20 protein-coding genes are annotated in these 19,438 nt (G+C 59.9%); 9 read left to right on the top strand and 11 right to left on the bottom strand.

Annotation, left to right across the window (positions count from 1 at the left end):
* Window positions 1-895 precede the first annotated feature (895 nt).
* On the bottom strand, window positions 896-1,966 hold the full coding sequence (locus AB4Z20_RS08540; protein ID WP_442089706.1) for an NAD(P)H-dependent flavin oxidoreductase: 1,071 nt from the start codon (window positions 1,964-1,966) through the stop codon (window positions 896-898).
* Between the two features lie 149 nt (window positions 1,967-2,115).
* Here AB4Z20_RS08540 and AB4Z20_RS08535 point away from each other — a divergent pair, with 149 nt between their 5' ends.
* Window positions 2,116-2,604 (top strand): GyrI-like domain-containing protein, encoded by a 489-nt coding sequence (locus tag AB4Z20_RS08535; protein WP_100264040.1) that lies wholly within the window; start codon window positions 2,116-2,118, stop codon window positions 2,602-2,604.
* On the opposite strand, the gene ada is transcribed toward AB4Z20_RS08535, so the two are convergent.
* From ada to AB4Z20_RS08510, 5 genes are all read right to left on the bottom strand, one after another.
* Window positions 2,568-3,641, bottom strand: a complete 1,074-nt coding sequence (gene ada / locus AB4Z20_RS08530; protein WP_003203015.1) for a bifunctional DNA-binding transcriptional regulator/O6-methylguanine-DNA methyltransferase Ada — start codon at window positions 3,639-3,641, stop codon at window positions 2,568-2,570. The genes AB4Z20_RS08535 and ada overlap by 37 nt on opposite strands.
* Window positions 3,642-3,729: 88 nt before the next feature.
* Entirely contained in the window at window positions 3,730-4,410 is a 681-nt protein-coding gene (gene alkB, locus AB4Z20_RS08525; protein WP_253475912.1) for a DNA oxidative demethylase AlkB, read from the bottom strand.
* Window positions 4,397-5,116, bottom strand: coding sequence for a 2OG-Fe(II) oxygenase (locus AB4Z20_RS08520; protein WP_442089705.1), 720 nt, complete (start codon window positions 5,114-5,116; stop codon window positions 4,397-4,399). The genes alkB and AB4Z20_RS08520 overlap by 14 nt, the downstream gene beginning before the upstream one ends.
* Window positions 5,117-5,429: 313 nt before the next feature.
* Window positions 5,430-5,600, bottom strand: a complete 171-nt coding sequence (locus tag AB4Z20_RS08515) for a hypothetical protein (RefSeq protein ID WP_014337809.1) — start codon at window positions 5,598-5,600, stop codon at window positions 5,430-5,432.
* Between the two features lie 29 nt (window positions 5,601-5,629).
* A complete protein-coding gene (locus tag AB4Z20_RS08510) occupies window positions 5,630-5,932 on the bottom strand; it encodes a DUF1883 domain-containing protein (protein ID WP_014337810.1) in 303 nt (100 codons plus the stop codon).
* Between the two features lie 203 nt (window positions 5,933-6,135).
* Between AB4Z20_RS08510 and AB4Z20_RS08505 the strand changes: the two genes are divergently transcribed.
* Both AB4Z20_RS08505 and AB4Z20_RS08500 read left to right on the top strand, forming a co-directional pair.
* Window positions 6,136-6,486: a hypothetical protein gene (locus tag AB4Z20_RS08505; RefSeq protein ID WP_003203007.1), complete on the top strand. Its 351-nt coding sequence runs from the start codon at window positions 6,136-6,138 to the stop codon at window positions 6,484-6,486.
* 109 nt (window positions 6,487-6,595) lie between these two features.
* Window positions 6,596-6,826, top strand: coding sequence for a hypothetical protein (locus AB4Z20_RS08500; protein WP_018605985.1), 231 nt, complete (start codon window positions 6,596-6,598; stop codon window positions 6,824-6,826).
* Here AB4Z20_RS08500 and AB4Z20_RS08495 read toward each other — a convergent pair whose 3' ends face one another.
* Together AB4Z20_RS08495 and AB4Z20_RS08490 are read right to left on the bottom strand one after the other, a co-directional pair.
* The gene (locus AB4Z20_RS08495; protein ID WP_014337812.1) at window positions 6,827-7,108 is read right to left on the bottom strand and encodes a hypothetical protein; all 282 of its coding nucleotides are present in this window, start codon (window positions 7,106-7,108) and stop codon (window positions 6,827-6,829) included.
* Window positions 7,109-7,223: 115 nt separating this feature from the next.
* Window positions 7,224-7,439 carry a hypothetical protein gene (locus AB4Z20_RS08490; protein WP_214511978.1) on the bottom strand — a complete coding sequence of 72 codons (216 nt, stop codon included), beginning with the start codon at window positions 7,437-7,439 and terminating at the stop codon, window positions 7,224-7,226.
* 234 nt (window positions 7,440-7,673) lie between these two features.
* Here AB4Z20_RS08490 and galU point away from each other — a divergent pair, with 234 nt between their 5' ends.
* From galU to ahpF, 4 genes are all read left to right on the top strand, one after another.
* On the top strand, window positions 7,674-8,513 hold the full coding sequence (galU, locus tag AB4Z20_RS08485; protein WP_003182953.1) for a UTP--glucose-1-phosphate uridylyltransferase GalU: 840 nt from the start codon (window positions 7,674-7,676) through the stop codon (window positions 8,511-8,513).
* A 300-nt stretch (window positions 8,514-8,813) separates the two neighbouring features.
* Window positions 8,814-10,169 (top strand): glutathione-disulfide reductase, encoded by a 1,356-nt coding sequence (gorA, locus tag AB4Z20_RS08480; protein ID WP_253475906.1) that lies wholly within the window; start codon window positions 8,814-8,816, stop codon window positions 10,167-10,169.
* 271 nt (window positions 10,170-10,440) lie between these two features.
* On the top strand, window positions 10,441-11,004 hold the full coding sequence (ahpC, locus tag AB4Z20_RS08475) for an alkyl hydroperoxide reductase subunit C (RefSeq protein ID WP_024617781.1): 564 nt from the start codon (window positions 10,441-10,443) through the stop codon (window positions 11,002-11,004).
* 124 nt (window positions 11,005-11,128) lie between these two features.
* The gene (ahpF, locus tag AB4Z20_RS08470; protein ID WP_253475904.1) at window positions 11,129-12,691 is read left to right on the top strand and encodes an alkyl hydroperoxide reductase subunit F; all 1,563 of its coding nucleotides are present in this window, start codon (window positions 11,129-11,131) and stop codon (window positions 12,689-12,691) included.
* 181 nt (window positions 12,692-12,872) lie between these two features.
* Here the strand turns inward: ahpF and gloA are convergent, their stop codons facing one another.
* The gene (gloA, locus tag AB4Z20_RS08465) at window positions 12,873-13,394 is read right to left on the bottom strand and encodes a lactoylglutathione lyase (RefSeq protein ID WP_442089704.1); all 522 of its coding nucleotides are present in this window, start codon (window positions 13,392-13,394) and stop codon (window positions 12,873-12,875) included.
* Between the two features lie 302 nt (window positions 13,395-13,696).
* Between gloA and AB4Z20_RS08460 the strand changes: the two genes are divergently transcribed.
* On the top strand, window positions 13,697-16,567 hold the full coding sequence (locus AB4Z20_RS08460) for an acyltransferase domain-containing protein (protein ID WP_442089703.1): 2,871 nt from the start codon (window positions 13,697-13,699) through the stop codon (window positions 16,565-16,567).
* 85 nt (window positions 16,568-16,652) lie between these two features.
* Window positions 16,653-17,180, top strand: a complete 528-nt coding sequence (locus AB4Z20_RS08455) for a DUF4946 domain-containing protein (RefSeq protein ID WP_442089702.1) — start codon at window positions 16,653-16,655, stop codon at window positions 17,178-17,180.
* Between the two features lie 110 nt (window positions 17,181-17,290).
* Here the strand turns inward: AB4Z20_RS08455 and AB4Z20_RS08450 are convergent, their stop codons facing one another.
* On the bottom strand, window positions 17,291-17,656 hold the full coding sequence (locus AB4Z20_RS08450) for a histone-like nucleoid-structuring protein, MvaT/MvaU family (RefSeq protein WP_013693615.1): 366 nt from the start codon (window positions 17,654-17,656) through the stop codon (window positions 17,291-17,293).
* A 211-nt stretch (window positions 17,657-17,867) separates the two neighbouring features.
* Window positions 17,868-19,412 (bottom strand): EAL domain-containing protein, encoded by a 1,545-nt coding sequence (locus AB4Z20_RS08445; RefSeq protein WP_442089701.1) that lies wholly within the window; start codon window positions 19,410-19,412, stop codon window positions 17,868-17,870.
* Window positions 19,413-19,438 lie beyond the last annotated feature (26 nt).

Here is a 19,438-nt window from a genome sequence, read left to right as displayed (position 1 = left end):
CCRGTGGTGTACCCGGATGTGCCGGTTGCCTCCTATTCCCTGTGGGAGCCAAGCTTGCTCGCGATGGCGGTGGGTCAGCTGGTATCCATTTTGAATGTGCTGCCGCCATCGCGAGCAAGCTCGGCTCCCACAGGTCCAGTGGTGTACCCGGATGTGCCGGTTGCCCCCATTCCCTGTGGGAGCGAGCCTGCTCGCGATGACGGTGGGTCAGCTGGTATCCATTTCGAAAGTGCTGCCGCCATCGCGAGCAAGCTCGGCTCCCCCAGGTCCAGTGGTGTACCCGGATGTGCCGGTTGCCCCTTATTCCCTGTGGGAGCCAAGCTTGCTCGCGATGACGGTGGGTCAGCTTGCATCCATTTTGAATGTGCTACCGCTATCGCGAGCAAGCTCGGCTCCCACAGGTCCGGTGGTGTACCCGGATGTGCCGGTTGCCCCCATTCCCTGTGGGAGCGAGCCTGCTCGCGATGACGGTGGGTCAGCTTGCATCCATTTTCAATGTGCTACCGCTATCGCGAGCAAGCTCAGCTCCCACAGGTCCAGTGGTGTACCCGGATGTGCCGGTTGCCCCCATTCCCTGTGGGAGCCAAGCTTGCTCGCGATGACGGTGGGTCAGCTTGCATCCATTTTGAATGTGCTGCCGCCATCGCGAGCAAGCTCGGCTCCCACAGGTCCAGTGGTGTACCCGGATGTGCCGGTTGCCCCTTATTCCCTGTGGGAGCGAGCTTGCTCGCGATGACGGTGGGTCAGCTTGGATCCATTTTGAATGTGCTACCGCTATCGCGAGCAAGCTCGGCTCCCACATGGGGCCTGAGGTGGTCGCCGGATTTATGTTCACCACTGAACCCTGTGGGAGCGAGCTTGCTCGCGATAGCGTCCGATCAGGCGATGAAAGTTTTCAGGAATCTGTTTTGTGGAGTCGGGCCAACACCTCTTCGGCCAACCGCCGCGTCAGCTCGGCCGTCGACAGCTCGCGGCCCAGGGGGAAGGCCTGGCCGGCCCAGAGGTTGCTGAAGTCTGCTTCGCCCTTGGCGCGCAACGGCATCAACGCGCCGCCCGCCAGGGGGAATGCCGGGGCCAGTGGGCTCATCGGGCCCACTTCGCGCATCACCCGGTTGACGATGCCTCGGGCCGGGCGCCCCGTGAACAGGTTGGTCACAGCGGTCTGGCTTTCCTTGGCCGTGCGCAACGCGCGCTGATGGGAAGCGCTGATCTTCGCCTCGGGGGTGAACAGGTAGGCGCTGCCCAGTTGCACCGCCGAGGCTCCCAGGGCGAACGCCGCGACGATCCCCCGCGCATCGCCAATGCCGCCGGTGGCGATCACCGGCACCTTCACCGCATCCACCACCTGCGGCAGTAAGGCAAACAGCCCGACTTGGGTGTTGAGGTCGTCGCTGAGGAACATCCCGCGATGACCACCGGCTTCGTAACCCATGGCAATGATCGCGTCGCAACCATGCTGTTCCAGCCAGATGGCCTCCTCGACGGTGGTGGCCGAGGAAAGGATTTTCGCGCCAGTGGCCTTCACCCGATCCAGCAAGGATTTTTCCGGCAGGCCGAAATGGAAACTGACCACTTTGGGACGCATCTCTTCCAGCACCCGGCAGGCGGCATCATCGAAGGGCGTGCGGTTGGACACCGGGGTCGGCGCGTCGAAGTCGACGCCCAGTTCCTGGTAGTACGGCTTGAGCCGTTGCTTCCAGGCCGCGGCCCGCTGTTCGTCGAAGGCCGGCGGCTGGTGACAGAAAAAATTCACATTGAACGGTTTGTCGGTCTGTTCGCCGATGGTCGTCAGCGCCTGGCGCAGTTGCTCGACATCGAGCATTGCTGCCGGCATCGAACCCAGCCCGCCGGCATTGCACGTCGCGACCACCATGGCCGGCCCGGTCACCCCGGCCAGCGGCCCCTGGATGATGGGCAGCTCGATACCGAGCAGGTCAAGAATGCGAGTGTCTGGCCACTGGCTCATGTGCGGGGTCTCCGACGGCAGAAGGAAACAGCGTTTTTAGCAGGTGTGGGCCGGCGAGGGCCAGTCGAGTTTTTCAATCGAGCGCTGCGACTTGATCCCGACGGTGGGAGGGTTACCATGCGCGCTTCATACATCAAGGAGCCCAACCCATGGACGTGAAACTCAAGACCGTCGAACCCTTCACCGTGGCCGGTTTGCAGGTGCGCACCCGCAACACCGACGAGCAGCAGCCCGACACCGCCCGGATCGGCCCGATGTGGCAGCAGTTCTTCAACGAAGGGCTGTTCGACACGATTCCGGCCCGGCAGTCGGAGTCGTTCGTCTACGGGGTGTATTCCAATTACGAGTCCGATGCCACCGGCCACTTCGATGTGACGGCCGGGGTGCAGGTGGATGCGACCAGCGCAGGCTATCCCGCCGTGGACATCGAGGGCGGGGATTACCTGATGTTTGCGGCCAAGGGGCCGATGCCCGACTGCGTGATCCAGACCTGGGGCCTGATCTGGGCGTACTTCGCGGATAACCCGCAGACATTGCGCCGTTTCACCACCGATTTCGAGGTCTACAGTGGCCCCGATTCGGTGGCGATCTACATCGGCATTCAATCCCCGGACGAGCGTTCCAGCGCCAGCAACTGACGCTTGCGCTCCACGCCCCAGCGATAGCCCGACAGGTTGCCGTCGCTGCGTACCACCCGGTGGCAAGGGATCGCCACCGCCAGGCTGTTGGCGCCGCAGGCCTGGGCCACGGCGCGCACGGCCTTGGGCATGCCGATGCGTTGGGCGATCTCGGCGTAGCTGGCGGTGCTGCCCGCGGGAATGTCCCGCAACGCTTGCCAGACCCGCTCCTGGAAGGCGGTGCCGCGCAGGTCCAAGGGCAGGTCCAGGCCCAGGGCCGGCGCTTCGATGAAGCCAACCACCTGGGCGATCAATTGCTCGAACTCGCGGTCGGCGCCGATCAGGTTGGCCCGGCGGAATTTGTCTTGCAGGTCGCGCACCAACGCGTCCGGGTCGTCCCCCAGCAGGATCGCGCACACGCCACGCTCGCTTTGCGCCACCAGGATTGCCCCGAGGGAGCATTGGCCGACGGCGAAACGGATGTCGGTGTTCTGCCCGGCGGCGCGGTAGTCGGCGGGTTTCATGCCCAACACCTTGTCGGCTGCCTCATAAAAGCGGCTGTTGGAGTTGAAACCGGCGTCGTACAGCGCCTCGGTGATCGTGCCGCCATCGGCCAGGCGTTCGCGCACCTTGCGTGAGCGGTGGGCGGCGGCATAACCCTTGGGGGTCAGGCCGGTGACTGCCTTGAAGACCCGATGAAAATGGAAGGGGCTCAAGCCCGCGCTTTCTGCCAGTTCATTCAGGCCAGGCAGTTCCTCAGCCGCCTCGATCTGCCGGCAGGCGGCGGCAACCCGTGCCGCTTGTTGGGCGGCGATCTGGGTCTGGTCGCGGGCCACGCGCTTGCTGGGCCGGTAACCGGCTGCCTGGGCCTGTTCCGGCGTGTCGAAGAACTCGACGTTACGTGGGTTGGGCAGGCGCGACAGGCTGCTGGGGTGGCAATAGATACCGGTGGTTTTCACGCCATAGACGAAGGTGCCGTCGGCGCGAGGATCGCGGGCGAGCACGGCGGCCCAGCGAGGATCCAGTTCAGGGGCGAGATTGTTCGAAGTGCTGTTCATGGTCGTTATGTCCATTGGCCCGTTTTGGCTACAGTAGCGAGCCATCCAAGTGACGACACTCCGGGTCTTGCGGTTGAATTCTGCACCTTCACCCGGCGGTGCGAAACGTCAGGTTGATCCGCTGGGCGCCCAGGCGCGGGTGCTGGCCTTCCTTGAGCGGCAACACGCCGTGGTAGCGCAACCGGTCGACGCCGCCCCAGACCACGATGTCGCCATGGAACAACGGGATGCGCAGGCTTTTGTCGCTGCGCTCGAAGCCGCCAAACTGGAACACCGCCGGCAAGCCCAGGGACATCGAGACGATGGGGGCGGCGAGGGAGCGTTCGTTCTTGTCCTGGTGCAGCGACATCCGCGCGCCGGGCACGTAGCGGTTGATCAGGCAGGCGTCGGGCTCGAAATGCTCGAAGTGCGCCTGCCGGGCGGCGGCCTGGGCCAGTTCGCGAAACACCGCCGGCATGTCGGGCCAGGGTTGGCCGGTCTGCGGGTCGTGGGCGGTGTAGCGATAGCCGCTGCGGTCGGTGGTCCAGCCCAGCGCACCGCAACTGCTCAAGGCCACCGACATGGTAAAGCCGCCGGGCGTGACCATTTGCCGGAACGGCGCCGCCTGCAAGACGCTTTCCAGCGCCGGCAGCAAGCGTTCGAGCCAGGGCAGGGCGAAGCCGCGCAGCACATACGCTTGCTGGCCGATCTGCTCGACCTGGCCCGGCGTGGTGGGCGCCTGGTCGGCGAACAGGTCCAATGTGAGCGGTGTGTCATTACTGCGCATCATGAAAAATGATTCCCAAGGTGTGTCGCCTGCCGCTGTGCACGCAGCTGACGCCATGGCGCATGTTCACCCGATAATACCCGTGAACGCCTTTGACGGGCCGCTGGTGCACGGCAAACACCACGGCATCGCCCTGTTTCAGATCGATGACCTGGGGCCGCGATTGCATGCGCGGGCGCTGTTCGGTGAGGACAAATTCGCCGCCGGTAAAATCCCGGCCCGGTTCCGACAGCAGGATCGCCACCTGCAACGGGAACACCTGCTCGCCGTACAGATCCTGGTGCAGACAGTTGTAGTCCTGCGGACCATATTGCAGCAACAACGGCGTAGGTCGCGATTGCCCGGCGGCGTGACAGCGCCGGATGAAGTCAGGGTGTTCGTGGGGGTAGCGCACTTCAATACCCATGTGTTCATTCCAGCGGTTCGCCAGCGGTACCAACGCCGGATACAACGACTGGCGCAACTGCTGGATGAGGTCGGGCAGCGGATAGCGAAAATACTGATACTCGCCGCGCCCGAACCCATGGCGGGCCATGATCACCCGCGAACGAAAAAGCCCGGGCTCGGCGTACAGACCACTCAGCAGCCGGCATTGTGTTGTCGGCAGCAGGTTGCGAATGACTGCACAGCCGTCCTGGTCGAGATTTTGCTCCAGGGTGGGCCAGTCAAGGTTGGTGAGATGTTGGGGCAGGGAAGGCGTAGGGGGCACGATGGCAATCCTTGTTGGAAGGACTGTTCAGTCTGCGCAGTGCTGCGTTGCAGGGCACCCCGATTCTTGCGGTACGCAGCCATCCCTGTGGGCTCTGTAGGAGCTGGCGAAGCCTGCGATCTTTTGATCTTGATCTTGATCTTGATCTTTCGCTTGAGACTCAAATGTCTGGGGAAAGATCGCAGCCTCGTTGCACTCGACAGCTCCTACACAGCTCCTACACAGCTCCTACAGAGCCGAGCGGGAGCAAGCTCCCTCGCCACAAGAGCATCGCGCTCACCTCGGTGCCACAAAAAACAATCAGGGTGTGTTGTTACAGCGCCTTGCTGACCTTGACGTCGCTGATCACATCGTCAGTTTCGCCGTGCAGCTTTTGCAATGCGGCCCTGGCTTCTTCCTCGGTGCCGGTTTCCAGTTGCGCGAATTCGAAGCGGCGTTCGTCGTTGAGCTTGTACTTGATGACGTATTTGGTCGTCTGGGCCACGGTTTTGCCTGTCTTGAATAAGGGGTGATTCAGCTCAGTTTCGAGCTGGAACGCCGGATGATTTTGATCTTGTGGGTCAGGGTCGGCTTGCGCGTGACGCTGATTGCACGGTGGCTGACGGTGTCGATGGTGATGTTCCAGAAACCGGTGCTAGGGGCAGTGATCCGGGCCGGGAAGGTGTCGAACGCGCCGCCGTGATACGTGTGCCGGCCGCCGTTCTTGAAGCTACGGAAGTTGGCGTCGTTCATCAAACGGATGTTGCACATTTGGGAGCATTCGATGACGACAATGTCGTCTTCGTTCAGGTGCTCGCGCTGGTGGATGAATTTCATGGGCGCCTCCAGAAGGGCTTTTTCTACAAAATCAAAACGATAGCAAGGGGCAATGATGCGCAGTTTATCAGCCCCGAGTGTTAATATCCGGCCCGCGCTCCAGGCTTTGTTCATTTATTGCAGGTTGCGGGAAAAATAAAGCGGTGTGGCGCCGGAGAAAAACGGTGCCTGCACTGTCGGAGGATCTTTATTGGAGGAATCATATGAAGCGCAGCGTGTGGGTGTTGGCATTGGCCATGAGTGGATGTGCATCGGTATCGGACATCAACCAGACGCCCCCCACCATGAGCGTCATCTCCGGAAAGAAACCTCACGAATATGCCAAGTGTGTTTCCGACAAACTGGCCAAAAGCCGTGGTCCGCTGCAAGTGGAGCCACACAAGAATGGCGTCCGATTGATCGTCCCGGGCAAACTGTCGACCCTGCCGGCGGCGGTGTTCGACATTGACGAGCGCTCCAGCGGCAGCAGCATCAAGCTGCACGAAAGCATGTCCAATGTACCGGTGCGTCCGGGCGACGTGCAGGATGCGGCCAACGCCTGCATTTCCGGCTGATCACATTGCGCGCCTGACGAGCGGACCGGGCATCGGCTAAACTACTGGCCTCGACAAAAAATGCCGCCACGGTTCACGTTGGCGGCATTGTCATTTATGGAGCCAGTCGATGAAACGCGAGCAGGTGCGCGAGCGCCATGCAGAAGGTCTTATCTGTGCCACCCACGTGATTCAGAACCCGGCGAGCCCGGGCGAATGGATCGTGTTCTTCAAGAAAAGCGCCGGGCGCAGTTTTTTCCTGGTGGATGACCTGGACGAAGTCGAGTCCTTCGCCCGTCTCGATGAACTGATCGAAACCTTGCGCGGGCTGGGTATCAAGTTTGCCGAGATCCACATTTGATTACTTGCAGACCACCACGACACTGCGGCTGGTGAAGTTGCCCACGTCGACGCCCAGGGTCTTCTCGCTTTCCTTGGCCTGGGGCGTGCCGTCGGTGCCGACGATGCGGTAGCCGGTGCCGGCACAGGAAGCGTCAGCCTTTTCGTAGCACGTCGCCCAGGAGTTGGCCTCACCCGAGCAGTCGATGGCCAGGCCTTGCTCGCCGTTGTTCAGGTAGGTTTTTTCGGCCGAGGCACAGCCCGCCAAGGCCAGGACTGTAAACAGTGCCAGAAGTGTCTTCATGGGATCGTCATCAAGGAGGGAAGGGCAACGGCGAGATTATAGCGAATGGCCATTGCGGTACAGCTAAACCAGCCTCGCTCAATGCCGGGGAGACATTTACTAGAGGCTCGTCTGGTTATTTCTTGCGGCGGGGGCTGCGTGCGGGAGCTGTGGCGCGTTCTTTCTCCGCCGGGGCAGCGCGCTCATCCTGGAATACCGCAGCCACTTCCACCGCCATGGCCTTGCTGGGCAAGGGACCGGCGACCTGCTCGCCGTGGTAGTTGATAATCCACCACTGGCCGTCCTTGCCCTGGCTGACCGAATAACCGTTTGCGTTTCTTGTTGCCGACATCTAGCTGCCTCATTGGCGTGATCAAGGGCACCATGATACGTCAAATGCTCGCAAACAGCGCCTACTGGCGTACAGTGGGTCCGCTGCAGCCATCGAAACGAAAGGCGATTGAACTATCTGCCGTTTTTTATTTCTCTATGATGGCACCGGTTGGCCAGTGCGGGCATTGTAAGGTGCCCGTCGCCTGATTAGACTGCGCCGAAACTTGTACACACCGCCTTTTCAAGGACTTATATGATCAAGAAATGCTTGTTCCCAGCAGCCGGTTACGGTACTCGCTTCCTGCCAGCGACTAAAGCCATGCCCAAAGAAATGCTGCCGGTGGTGAACAAGCCACTGATCCAGTACGGCGTCGAAGAAGCCCTCGATGCGGGCCTGACAGAAATCTCCATCGTCACCGGCCGCGGCAAACGCGCCCTGGAAGACCATTTCGACATCAGCTACGAGCTGGAAAACCAGATCAAGGGCACCGACAAGGAAAAATACCTGGTCGGTATCCGCAAACTGCTGGATGAGTGCTCGTTCTCCTACACCCGCCAGACCGAAATGAAAGGCCTGGGCCACGCGATCCTGACCGGCCGCCCACTGATCGGTGACGAACCGTTCGCCGTGGTCCTGGCGGACGACCTGTGCGTCAACCTCGAAGGCGACGGCGTACTGACCCAGATGGTCAAGCTGTACAAGCAGTTCCGCTGCTCCATCGTGGCGATCCAGGAAGTCGATCCGCAGGAAACCAACAAGTACGGCGTGATTGCCGGCGAAATGATCCGCGACGACATCTACCGCGTTCACAGCATGGTTGAAAAACCAAAACCTGAAGACGCACCGTCGAACCTGGCGATCATCGGTCGCTACATCCTGACCCCGGACATCTTCGACCTGATCGAACAGACCGAGCCAGGCAAGGGCGGCGAAATCCAGATCACCGACGCCCTGATGAAACAGGCCCAGAACGGCTGCGTCATGGCCTACAAGTTCAAGGGCAAGCGTTTCGACTGCGGTGGCGCCGAAGGCTACATCGACGCGACCAACTTCTGCTTCGAGAACTTCTACAAGACGGGCAAGGCTTACTGATAGCCTGCGCCACGCCTTGAAAAACGCCCCGACTGGTTCGGGGCGTTTTTTTTGGCTCGCGGAAAAGTCTCTCGCGACGCCTCAATCACACAAACAAACCCTGTGGGGTATGAAAATCCTGAGCCCACCCCAAAACAACTGTGGGAGCGAGCTTGCTCGCGATGGCGGTGGGTCAGCTTGCATCGGTGCTGAATGTGCCGACGCTATCGCGAGCAAGCTCGCTCCCACAGGAATTGCGCTGCAACGCTGCCTCAGGTGAAAACAGCAGGTATGCTGATGACCTGCCGAAGGAGATAGAAAATGGCCTACGATTTTGACTTGTATGTGGTTGGCGCCGGTTCCGGTGGTGTGCGGGCTGCGCGGTTTGCCGCCGGTTTCGGGGCCAAGGTGGCCGTGGCGGAAAGCCGTTACCTGGGCGGGACCTGCGTGAACGTGGGCTGCGTGCCGAAAAAACTGCTGGTCTACGGCGCGCACTACGCCGAGGACTTCGAGCAGGCGTCGGCCTATGGCTGGACGGCGGGCGAGGCGAGTTTCGACTGGGCCACGTTGATCGCCAACAAGGACCGGGAAATCAATCGCCTCAACGGCATCTACCGCAACCTGCTGGTCAACAGCGGCGTTGTGCTGCACGAAGGTCACGCGAAAATCACCGGGCCCCATGAGGTCGAGATCAACGACCAGCGCTACACCGCCAAGCACATCATGATCGCCACCGGCGGCTGGCCGGTGATCCCGGACATTCCGGGGCGCGAGCATGCCATCAGCTCCAACGAGGCGTTCTTTCTCAAGGAACTGCCCAAGCGCGTCATCGTGGTGGGCGGTGGCTACATTGCGGTGGAGTTCGCCGGGATCTTCCACGGCATGGGTGCGCAGACGTCCTTGCTCTATCGCGGTGAGCTGTTCCTGCGCGGCTTTGACGGTGCAGTGCGCAAGCACCTGGCGGAAGAACTGACTCGGCGTGGCCTGGATCTGCAATTCAACGCGGACATCAAATCCATCGAAAAACTCGACGATGGCAGCCTCAGGGTAGAGCTCAAGGATGGCAAGACGTTGATCACCGATTGCGTGTTCTACGCCACCGGCCGACGGCCGATGCTCGACAATCTTGGCCTGGAGAACACCGCTGTCACAGTGGACGAGAAGGGGTTCGTCAAGGTCAACGAAAAATACGAGACCACTGAACCGTCGATCCTGGCCATTGGCGATGTGATCGGTCGTGTGCAGCTTACCCCCGTTGCCCTGGCCGAAGGCATGGCGGTTGCGCGACGTCTGTTCAAGCCCGAGCAATATCGCCTGGTGGATTACCGGATGATTCCCACCGCCGTGTTCAGCCTGCCGAACATCGGCACGGTGGGTCTGACGGAAGAGCAGGCCAAGGAGGAGGGCCATGAGGTTGAGATTTTCGAAAGCCGTTTCCGGCCGATGAAACTGAGCTTGACCGAATGCCAGGAGCGCACACTGATGAAACTGGTGGTGGATGCCCGGACTGACAAGGTACTGGGTTGCCACATGGTTGGACCGGATGCCGGGGAAATCGTCCAGGGCCTGGCCATTGCCCTCAAGGCCGGCGCCACCAAGCGCGACTTCGACGAAACCATCGGCGTGCACCCGACGGCTGCCGAAGAGTTCGTGACGATGCGTACGCCCGTCGCCTGAAGCTACCCGTAAGAGCTGCGTAAGAGCTGTGTAGGAGCTGTCGAGTGCAACGAGGCTGCGATCTTTCCCCAGACACTTGAATCTCAAGCGAAAGATCAAAAGAAAGATCAAAAGATCGCAGGCTTCGCCAGCTCCTACAGATTTTTTCTATCTATATAGATTCCTGATAGCCAAAACCAATCATTCACATCAGGTTTGCCAATGAGCCAGCCCGGGGACGAGTGGTTAAGATTCCCTCCATCAACTTTTCAACCCTGATGGAGAAACATCGATGCCTATCATCAACAGCCAAGTTAAACCGTTCAACGCTACCGCTTTCAAAAACGGCGAATTCGTTCCGGTATCGGACGCCGATCTGAAAGGCAAGTGGTCTGTCGTGTTCTTCTACCCAGCTGACTTCACCTTCGTTTGCCCAACCGAGCTGGAAGACCTGGCTGACAACTACGCCGAATTCAAGAAACTGGGCGTCGAGATCTACAGCGTATCGACCGACACCCACTTTGCCCATGCGGCCTGGCACAACACTTCGCCAGCCATCGGCAAGATCCAGTACACCATGATCGGCGACCCAACCCACGTTATCTCCCGCAACTTCGACGTGCTGATCGAAGAAGTTGGCCTGGCTGACCGCGGCACTTTCGTGATCAACCCGGAAGGCCAGATCAAGATCGTTGAAATCAACGACGGCGGTGTAGGCCGTGACGCTTCCGAACTGCTGCGCAAGGTCAAGGCCGCTCAGTACGTTGCCGCTCACCCAGGCGAAGTCTGCCCTGCCAAGTGGAAAGAAGGCGAGGCCACCCTGGCTCCGTCCCTGGACCTGGTCGGCAAGATCTAAGTCTGTGAGTCATCCGAGGGCGATCCGCTCTTAATCAAGTAAGCCGCTTCGCCCCAAAAAACGCCCGGGCGAGATTCGCTCGGGCGTTGTTTTTTCTGAAATTCAAAAAATGGAAATCGCCCGTATGTTGGACGCCAATCTTAAAGCTCAGTTGAAGTCATACCTGGAACGGGTCACCCAGCCGATCGAGATCGTCGCTTCCCTTGACGACGGTGCGAAATCCCAGGAAATGCTCGCGTTACTCCAAGACGTTGCCAGTCTTTCCCACCAGATTACCTTGCTCGACAACGGCAGCGATGCGCGCAAGCCTTCGTTTTCGTTGAACCGCCCGGGAGCCGATATCAGCCTGCGTTTTGCCGGCATTCCCATGGGCCACGAATTCACTTCGCTGGTGTTGGCCTTGCTGCAAGTGGGCGGTCACCCTTCGAAGGCCAGTGTCGACGTCATCGAACAGGTCCGCTCCCTCAAGGGCGAGTTCAACTTCGAGACCTATTTCTCGCTGTCGTGCCAGAACTGCCCGGACGTGGTCCAGGCGCTGAACCTGATGGCGGTGCTGAACCCGAACATTCGTCACGTCGCCATCGACGGCGCGCTGTTCCAGGCCGAAGTTGATGAACGCCAGATCATGGCCGTGCCGAGTGTGTACCTCAACGGTGTGAACTTCGGCCAGGGCCGCATGGGCCTGGAAGAGATTCTCGCCAAGATCGACACCAGCGGCATCGAACGCCAGGCCGAGAAAATCAGCGCCAAGGATGCCTTTGATGTGCTGGTGGTCGGCGGTGGCCCGGCCGGCGCTTCGGCGGCGATCTACGCGGCCCGTAAAGGCATCCGCACTGGCGTGGCGGCCGAACGTTTCGGCGGCCAGGTGCTCGACACCATGGCCATCGAGAACTTCATCTCGGTCCAGGAAACCGAAGGGCCGAAACTGGCCGTCGCCCTGGAAGAACACGTCAAGCAGTACGACGTGGACATCATGAACCTGCAACGTGCCGACGGCCTGGTGCCAGGCAAGGACGGCGGGTTGCATGAAATCAAGTTCGCCAGCGGTGCGAGCCTCAAGGCCAGGACCGTGATCCTGGCGACCGGTGCCCGCTGGCGTGAAATGAACGTGCCGGGCGAGCAGCAGTATCGCAACAAGGGCGTGGCGTACTGCCCGCACTGCGACGGTCCGCTGTTCAAAGGCAAGCGCGTGGCGGTGATCGGCGGTGGTAACTCCGGCGTCGAGGCGGCCATCGACCTGGCCGGTATCGTCGCCCACGTCACGTTGCTGGAGTTCGATGTGCAATTGCGTGCCGACGCGGTATTGCAGCGCAAACTGCACAGCCTGCCGAACGTGACGGTGATTACCAACGCCCAGACCACCGAAGTGACCGGAGACGGTCAGAAGGTCAATGGCTTGCGCTACAAGGACCGTCCGAGCGGTGACGTGCGGGATGTGGAGTTGGAGGGGATCTTCGTGCAGATCGGCCTGTTGCCCAACACCGATTGGCTCAAAGGCACCGTCGAGCTGTCGCCGCGGGGTGAAATTATCGTCGATGCCCGGGGTGAAACCTCGATCCCTGGCGTGTTCGCCGCCGGTGACGTGACCACCGTGCCGTACAAGCAGATCGTGATTGCCGTAGGCGAGGGCGCCAAGGCTTCGCTGAGTGCCTTCGACCACCTGATCCGTACCTCTGCGCCGGCCTGAATAGCCGATAGCGGAAAAAACAGAACCCCATGAGCCTGGCTCATGGGGTTTTGTTTTGGATCACGCATCACCCTGTGGGAGCGAGCTTGCTCGCGATAGCCGGTGCCCCAGCCTGCATCCATGTTGAATGTGCCGCCGTCATCGCGAGCAAGCTCGCTCCCACAGGGGGCGGTGGTGAGGTTTACAGCGGCGCAGGCTGGATGATTTCAACCCAGTAGCCATCCGGGTCCTTGATGAAGGCCAGGCTTTTCATGCGCCCGTCGTTCAGGCGTTTCTGGAAATCGCAGCCCAGTGCTTCGAAGCGCTCGCAGGCGGCGGCGACGTCCGGTACCGAGATGCAGATATGGCCGAAGCCGCGTGGGTCGGTGTTGCCGTTATGGTAGGCGAAGGCCGGGTCGCTTTCGGTGCCATGGTTGTGGGTCAGTTCCAGGATGCCCGGGATCGACTTCATCCATTCGGTCCGCGCCGCCGCGTCCGCCGGGATCTGGTTCTTGTCCACCAGCGCCAGGAAATACAGGCTGAACTCGGCTTCCGGGAAGTCGCGTTTCTCCACCAGCGAGAAACCCAGCACGCGGGTGTAGAAATCCAGGGACCGGGTGATGTCCTTGACGCGCAGCATGGTGTGGTTGAAGACGAACTTGGCCGTGGTGGCATCAGGTTGTGCGGTGACGCCAGGGAAAGTGTTGAGTTCGTGCAGGCTCATGGGCCCTCCGGAAAATAAGTGGGGCAAACGGCGTCGCAAGGATGGTTGCGACGGTTCCTGGGCTTGCGTCAGACGGCTTCCTTGCAGGTGCGCCCATGATACGCAAGGGGCGCGGCGTCGCCAAACCTTGGCTGTATCGATTCACTGTAGGAGTCGACAGTTGTACGACTAGATCATGACTTTATTCTGAACCCGATGGAAAAAATCGGTCTTTCCATCCGCTGCGCTTTTTTTCCCACTTATGCTCCCGATAGTCGCCCTTGTGAACCAGACGAACGGAGTCGTGCGACTGGAGGGGTTTCATGTCCTGCCCATTGGTTTCATTACGCGATAACGTTGTTTTCATGTTCCCCGGCCAAGGATCTGATCCGCGAGGTGGCTTGGCGACGCTCCACCGCACCAGCCCGCAAATTGCGCAACGGATAGAGACAATCCTATGTGCAGTGGATGATGCCTTGAATCATATCGAGCAACGTCGACCTATAGCGTCGGGCCTGATTCGACAGATTCTGCTCGAGCCGGACCACAAGTGTGTGCTGCCAGTGGGTGTTCCGCAGATGGCAGCCTTCGCCGCTTCGGTAGCGTTGGTAGAGGTCCTTGAGCTTTTTGGTGTTCGTCCTCGCATTATTGTTGCGCAAAGCTTGGGGGAAATTGCGGCGATGGTCTGCGCTGGTGCGCTTACGTTGATGGATGGCGTGCGGGCCATTTGTGCGTTGAACAATGCCTTCCAAGATCAGGAAGGCAAAGGGACCATGGTGCTGATCATCGGTTCCGAGCAGGAGACCTTAACCATGCTGGAGACGCTGGGGCGCTCGGACCTGGCGTTGGCGTGTGTCAACGCGCCTCGTCAATGCCTCGTCAGCGGTCCCAACGAGGCCATCGAAGCCTTGATGAAACAAGCCCCAGGTGGCGCAAAGCTGCTGAGGCTGGATGCACCTTACGCGTCTCATCATCCAGCCCAGGCGTCAGTGGCTCAGCATTTCCTTACGCAACTTCGCGCAATGTCACCACGTCCTTTGCGGGTCCCTCTGTATTCCTGCGTTGCGCGCAGGATGTACCACGACAAGGATGACCTGCTGCGCGGGCTCGCTGATTGTGTCGTCAAGCCGGCCCACCTATTACAGGCGCTGCGGGACGTCGAGTCGGATGCGCAGACGGTCTTCGTCGATCTCGGCATCGGTGGTGCTTTGTCGCGGTGTGTGTACGCCACATTACCTCAGGTGCAGGCATACGCTCCGTTAGTACAGGATGGTGCTGAGCTGAAGGTTTTGTTCTCCGAACTGGAGGCCCGGGCTGGGGCCGACGATCCGCTGACGGATCGGACAGTCCGCGGCCTGGTCGAAGCCATTGAAGGGGCTGTTTCTAATGAAACGAGCATGCAGGCAGCGCAGATTCTTGCAGGCCTGGATCTCTCCCGTCGTATCGGTTTGGGGAGTCTGGAACTGCACCGAGGCACCTATGCGCGGCTGCGGGCGCTGATCAAGGCGCTACCCGCCAATACCCGATTGTTCGATGAGCCCGGCCTGATGCTGGCACTCTCGCAATCGCTGGGGGTGACCGATCCATCTTTGTTTATCGCCTTCGCCATCCAGTACGGGCTTTGTGTCGGCACCTTGATCGAGTTCGAGCAGGGCAACTCGGGAGCCATCCGCCTGCGCCAGGCGTTGGAGTCCGGCGAGAAGGTCAGCGCCTACATGATCACCGAAATCGGTGGCAGCAACAGTCAGATTGCCAATCGTACCGAGGCTGTCTTCGATCCCGCGAGTAGGTCCTTCACGTTGCATACACCGGATAACGGTGCGCTGAAGTTTACCAATGTGGGAATCAGTGACCAGGCCAAGATCGGGGTCGTGTGCGCACGCTTGAAGATTGATGACCGGGACTGTGGTGTCTACCCTTTCGCCTTCGATATCAGCGATAACCGAGGCCCTCGTCCGGGCGTGCGGTTGTCTTCCCCGGCAGAAATCCCCCTGGTTCCCTTCGATTATGGATTGGCGGGATTCGATCACGTGCACCTACCTTATTGCGCTTGGTTGTCCGGCACGGCCTCCATTGATGAACAAGGCGTCTTGCATGATCCGCTCTCCAATCCGGACGAGCGGCTTGTCCGTACGCTAGTGGCACCCGCGCATGTCTGGGCCATGGCGGCAGTAGCCATGTGCGCGGTGGCCCGTGCCAGTGTCGGGTTGGCCCTGAGTCATTCTTTACGCCGCACCACGATGGCGCGTATTGGCGCCGATGTCAGTTTGCTGAACTACAGTACCCAACGTCGTGCGCTGTTCGCTGCCTTGGCGACCACTTACGTCACTACCTGCCAGGTTAATCATGAAGTTGAAGGCTGGATGCAAAGAGTGTGCGAGCGGACTACTCGACGCACCGCCGATGCGTCGGCCTTGACCTGGGCGCCGTGGTCCAGCGCGAACCGATCGTTGGCCCTGAGCAAGGCATTGTGTACCTGGGCTGCCGAGCAGGTGATCAGCGAGTGTCGGCTTCGCTGCGGTGTAGCGGGTGATCTGACACTGAATCGTTTCATGGAGTATGAAGGGCTGGCTCACGTATTCAATGACGCTGGCGGTAATAATCTGCTGATCGTTCTGGATACCGCCAAAAGCTTGAGTGCATTACCTCTCGACTTGCCCCCGGTATTTTCCGGGAGTGCTCGATTGTTGGAGCCCGAATATTGGCTATTCCTGTTTCGAACACGCGAATACCGGTTGATCAGCCGGCTCAAGGCGGACGTTGAAGCGGCTGAATTACTGGGCTGCGATCCGATGCAGGTGTGGAATCCGTTATTGGTCGGTGCCCGGGCGGTGGGCGAGGCGCACGGTTTGCGTCTGTTTCTTGAAAGCGCGCTCCAGGCCCTGTCAGTCGTGTCCTTGCCTCAGGCGAAAAAAATGCTGGGGGATTTGACCGCGCTGTTTGTGCTTGAGCGTATCGAACAGCATGCCGCCTGGTTCATAAGCGAGGGACTGCTTGAATTGGACATGTACCGTCAGTTGGAAGGCGAGATAACGGTGTTGTGCGACCAGCTTGCGCAACACACACCGCAATGGATCGCAGCGTTTGGCCATCCGGGGAATGCAACCCAGGCTCCCATCGGAGACGACTTGGATTATGCCAACGCCTTGGCTGATGCCTTGAGCTGGGCAGTGGGGGCCCGTCCCCAGCGTTAACCTCATGTTCCCGGCGTTCAGTTTGCTGTAGCTCTCATCGAAATCATGCTTCAGACTTTACGATTCGTCCTTGAGTGGCCACGCAATGATTCGACCGTTCCTTTCGCTGTTTGTCCTGCTGCTAGTGAGTGTCGGCGGCGTCCAGGCGTCCGAACCGCAGGTTACGTGGCCCCAGGGCTGGGTCGTCGAACCGCTGCCGGCGCAGGCATCGACCTCGGCGGCCCCGGGAACCCTACGACAACGTGCAACCAAGAGCGATTCGGCAGGCAATGCCGTGATGGTCATGGAGTTGACCACGACTACCGTCGAACCCGGTCACCAGGTCAACTTGCAAGGCGTGTTGCTGGAAATGCGCAAATCGATCCAGAAGGATTTCTTCCAGGGCGGTTACCAAAGTGTGTGCAATAAGATCCATGCTTCCATGTTGGGCGGCGTAACTGCATTGGAAACCACTTGCACGATCACGCAAAACGGACGACATGTATTGTCTCAGGCACTCGTCGCGGCACTAAATGAGGGCAAGGCTTATGTGCTGTCCTATGCAGGGCAGGCGCAGGTGTTTGTTGAAAGCCAGGATGAAATACAGTCGGTGCGAAACAGTTTGAAACTATAATGCCGTCAGCGTAATACGCTCGGGGTTTACTCCAAAAGTTTAGCCCATAAAAAAGCCCTGAGTGTATTCAGGGCTTTTTTGCATCATGGACGCTGTCAACCGCGCACGTGTCAACCACGCAACCAGGAGTCGACGGTAGCTGCACCGTACTGTTCTTTCCAGGCTTTCAGGCCGCGGTGATTGCCGCCCTTGGTCTCGATCAACTCGCCGGTGTGCGGGTTCTGGTAAACCTTTACCACTCGCGCACGGCGGGTCTTGATGGGTTTGCTCGATTGCAGGCTCGCCTTGGACGGGTTCGGGTCGAGGATCGCGACGATGTCGCGCAGGCTCTTGCCGTAGGTTTTCATCAGTCCCTGGAGCTTTTCCTCGAATTCGATTTCCTTCTTGAGCCCGGCATCGTTCTTCAGTGATTCCAACTGCTTGAGCTGTTCTTGAAGGGCCTTTTCGGCTGCACGAAATTCAGCGAGTCTGGACAAAATCGTTACTCCATTCAAAATATTTGGCTGATACCAACCGCAAACAAAGCTATAAGCCGAGCGCCTTGGTGTTAATGACTCTCCTGCTATCTGGCACAGGTAGAAAAATTGTAGTAGTTAATCCGGGAAGTGTAAATCGTAACTTTTTCGTTATGTAACAACAGCAAAATTTTTTATCAGTTGGGCATCGTCGTCAATAGATCGGCGGCGGTTAACTGCCATTAAGGTCGGTCAAGGTCTCAATGAACGCCTGCCCGCTAATCGGTCGACCAAATAGATAACCCTGTAGAAAGTTCACCCCATGGGCGCTCAGGTAGTCACTTTGCTCGACGGTTTCGACGCCCTCGGCCACCATGTCCAGGCCCAGCTTGCCTGACAGTTCGATGATGCTGTCGAGCAGGTGCCGTGACAGCGTATCGGCACCGATCCTCGCGACAAAACTCTGGTCGATCTTCAAAAAGTCCACGTTGAACTGGCGCACGTACGCCAAGCTGGAATGACCCGTGCCGAAATCGTCGAGGGCGATCTTGACGCCCAGCTCCCGCAGCTGGTCGAACAGTTGCCGGGTAACGGGCGTAGGTTCGATCAACTCGCGCTCGGTCAACTCCAGCGCCAGGGCAATCGTACCGGGCGCGAAGGCGGCGAGAAATTCGCGGCAATCGTCCACCAGCGCCAGATCCTGGCAGTGGCGGGCGGTGATGTTGATGCCAACATGAAACGGCACTTCGAGTTGAGGCGCCAGCGGTGCCAGCAGGTGCATGGTCTGCTGCATCAGCGCCCGGGTCATCGGTACGATCAGGCCGCTGTGTTCGGCGAATGGAATGAACAGGTCCGGGCAAACGAGGCCTTCCTTGGGGTGGTTCCAGCGCATCAGCACTTCGACGCCGGCCCTGCGTTTGCTGTCGCTGTGTACGACCGGTTGCAGATAGGGCACGAACTCGCCGGCTTCCAGGGCCCGTTGCAGTTCACGACTGGGCGAGGAGGCGCGCTTTTGCAGCCAGTGCCCGAGGGTCCCGGCCACGACGCCGAAGAAGATCAGCAAGCTGAACAGCGGCGGATATTCCCTGGCCATGTAGCGCCAGGTCTCGCCCTCGTCGAAGCCGGCTTCTACATTGAAGGCATAGCGCGATGACCCCAGCTCATTCTGGGCGACCGGCAGCCCGGGCATGGGCGCTGGCCGGACCTTGCCGTCCGCCGCCAGCCAGTTCGTCCCGACTTGCAGCCTTAGCCGGGTCTGGCGGCCGATCAAGCGCAAGACGTTCGTCAGGTGGTACCCGTTGAGCGTAGCCAGGGCGCCTTGATGGCCCTCGTTGAGCCGGTAAATCAGCAGCGCGGTGTCCGGCGTGACCGGGTTGCCGCCCATGAGCCACAAGCTGTCTTGATGGTAGTCGCTCGGGTTGACGCGTTCCTCGAAGGCACCGAACAGCGAGCTGCAATACAGGTTGTTGTCCCAGATAAGGTTGGTCGAACGGACAAAGGGCCGGCGCGTCACTTGTTCGCGTAAGGCCAGCTTCACCGCTTCGCAGGGCTGGCCGGCCAGGGGTAATAGTTCACGGGCCGCCAAGGCGGTGTTGTCGAGCATCAGCTCGATCTGCCTGACCAGCTCCTCGGCGGTCTGCCGGGTGTGTTGCGCCAGCGTCCGCTCGGCCTGCATGTACAAAATGGTCAGCCCTGAGAGCATCGGTACCAGGCCGCACAGCAGGGTGACGAGATAGCGACGGGGCCGGGTGTGCGAGCGGGTGGCGGTCAAGGGCATCGGCACAACCTGAGAGGAAAAGGGGT

It is taken from the genome of Pseudomonas sp. KB_12 (genome assembly GCF_052114545.1).
Lineage (GTDB): Bacteria > Pseudomonadota > Gammaproteobacteria > Pseudomonadales > Pseudomonadaceae > Aquipseudomonas > Aquipseudomonas brassicacearum.
Note: the sequence above shows the minus strand (reverse complement) of the source record. Positions and strands in the feature narration are given on the sequence as shown.

What these genes read in the sequence shown, in the direction of transcription:
- AB4Z20_RS08495 (WP_014337812.1), bottom strand. Translation starts at nt 7,108, where the DNA reads ATGAAGACACTTCTGGCACTGTTTACAGTCCTGGCCTTGGCGGGCTGT.
- gorA (WP_253475906.1), top strand. Translation starts at nt 8,814, where the DNA reads ATGGCCTACGATTTTGACTTGTATGTGGTTGGCGCCGGTTCCGGTGGT.
- AB4Z20_RS08445 (WP_442089701.1), bottom strand. Translation starts at nt 19,412, where the DNA reads ATGCCCTTGACCGCCACCCGCTCGCACACCCGGCCCCGTCGCTATCTC.
- ada (WP_003203015.1), bottom strand. Translation starts at nt 3,641, where the DNA reads ATGAACAGCACTTCGAACAATCTCGCCCCTGAACTGGATCCTCGCTGG.
- AB4Z20_RS08535 (WP_100264040.1), top strand. Translation starts at nt 2,116, where the DNA reads ATGGACGTGAAACTCAAGACCGTCGAACCCTTCACCGTGGCCGGTTTG.
- galU (WP_003182953.1), top strand. Translation starts at nt 7,674, where the DNA reads ATGATCAAGAAATGCTTGTTCCCAGCAGCCGGTTACGGTACTCGCTTC.
- AB4Z20_RS08455 (WP_442089702.1), top strand. Translation starts at nt 16,653, where the DNA reads ATGATTCGACCGTTCCTTTCGCTGTTTGTCCTGCTGCTAGTGAGTGTC.
- AB4Z20_RS08500 (WP_018605985.1), top strand. Translation starts at nt 6,596, where the DNA reads ATGAAACGCGAGCAGGTGCGCGAGCGCCATGCAGAAGGTCTTATCTGT.
- ahpC (WP_024617781.1), top strand. Translation starts at nt 10,441, where the DNA reads ATGCCTATCATCAACAGCCAAGTTAAACCGTTCAACGCTACCGCTTTC.
- AB4Z20_RS08505 (WP_003203007.1), top strand. Translation starts at nt 6,136, where the DNA reads ATGAAGCGCAGCGTGTGGGTGTTGGCATTGGCCATGAGTGGATGTGCA.
- ahpF (WP_253475904.1), top strand. Translation starts at nt 11,129, where the DNA reads ATGTTGGACGCCAATCTTAAAGCTCAGTTGAAGTCATACCTGGAACGG.
- gloA (WP_442089704.1), bottom strand. Translation starts at nt 13,394, where the DNA reads ATGAGCCTGCACGAACTCAACACTTTCCCTGGCGTCACCGCACAACCT.
- AB4Z20_RS08490 (WP_214511978.1), bottom strand. Translation starts at nt 7,439, where the DNA reads ATGTCGGCAACAAGAAACGCAAACGGTTATTCGGTCAGCCAGGGCAAG.
- AB4Z20_RS08540 (WP_442089706.1), bottom strand. Translation starts at nt 1,966, where the DNA reads ATGAGCCAGTGGCCAGACACTCGCATTCTTGACCTGCTCGGTATCGAG.
- alkB (WP_253475912.1), bottom strand. Translation starts at nt 4,410, where the DNA reads ATGATGCGCAGTAATGACACACCGCTCACATTGGACCTGTTCGCCGAC.
- AB4Z20_RS08460 (WP_442089703.1), top strand. Translation starts at nt 13,697, where the DNA reads ATGTCCTGCCCATTGGTTTCATTACGCGATAACGTTGTTTTCATGTTC.
- AB4Z20_RS08510 (WP_014337810.1), bottom strand. Translation starts at nt 5,932, where the DNA reads ATGAAATTCATCCACCAGCGCGAGCACCTGAACGAAGACGACATTGTC.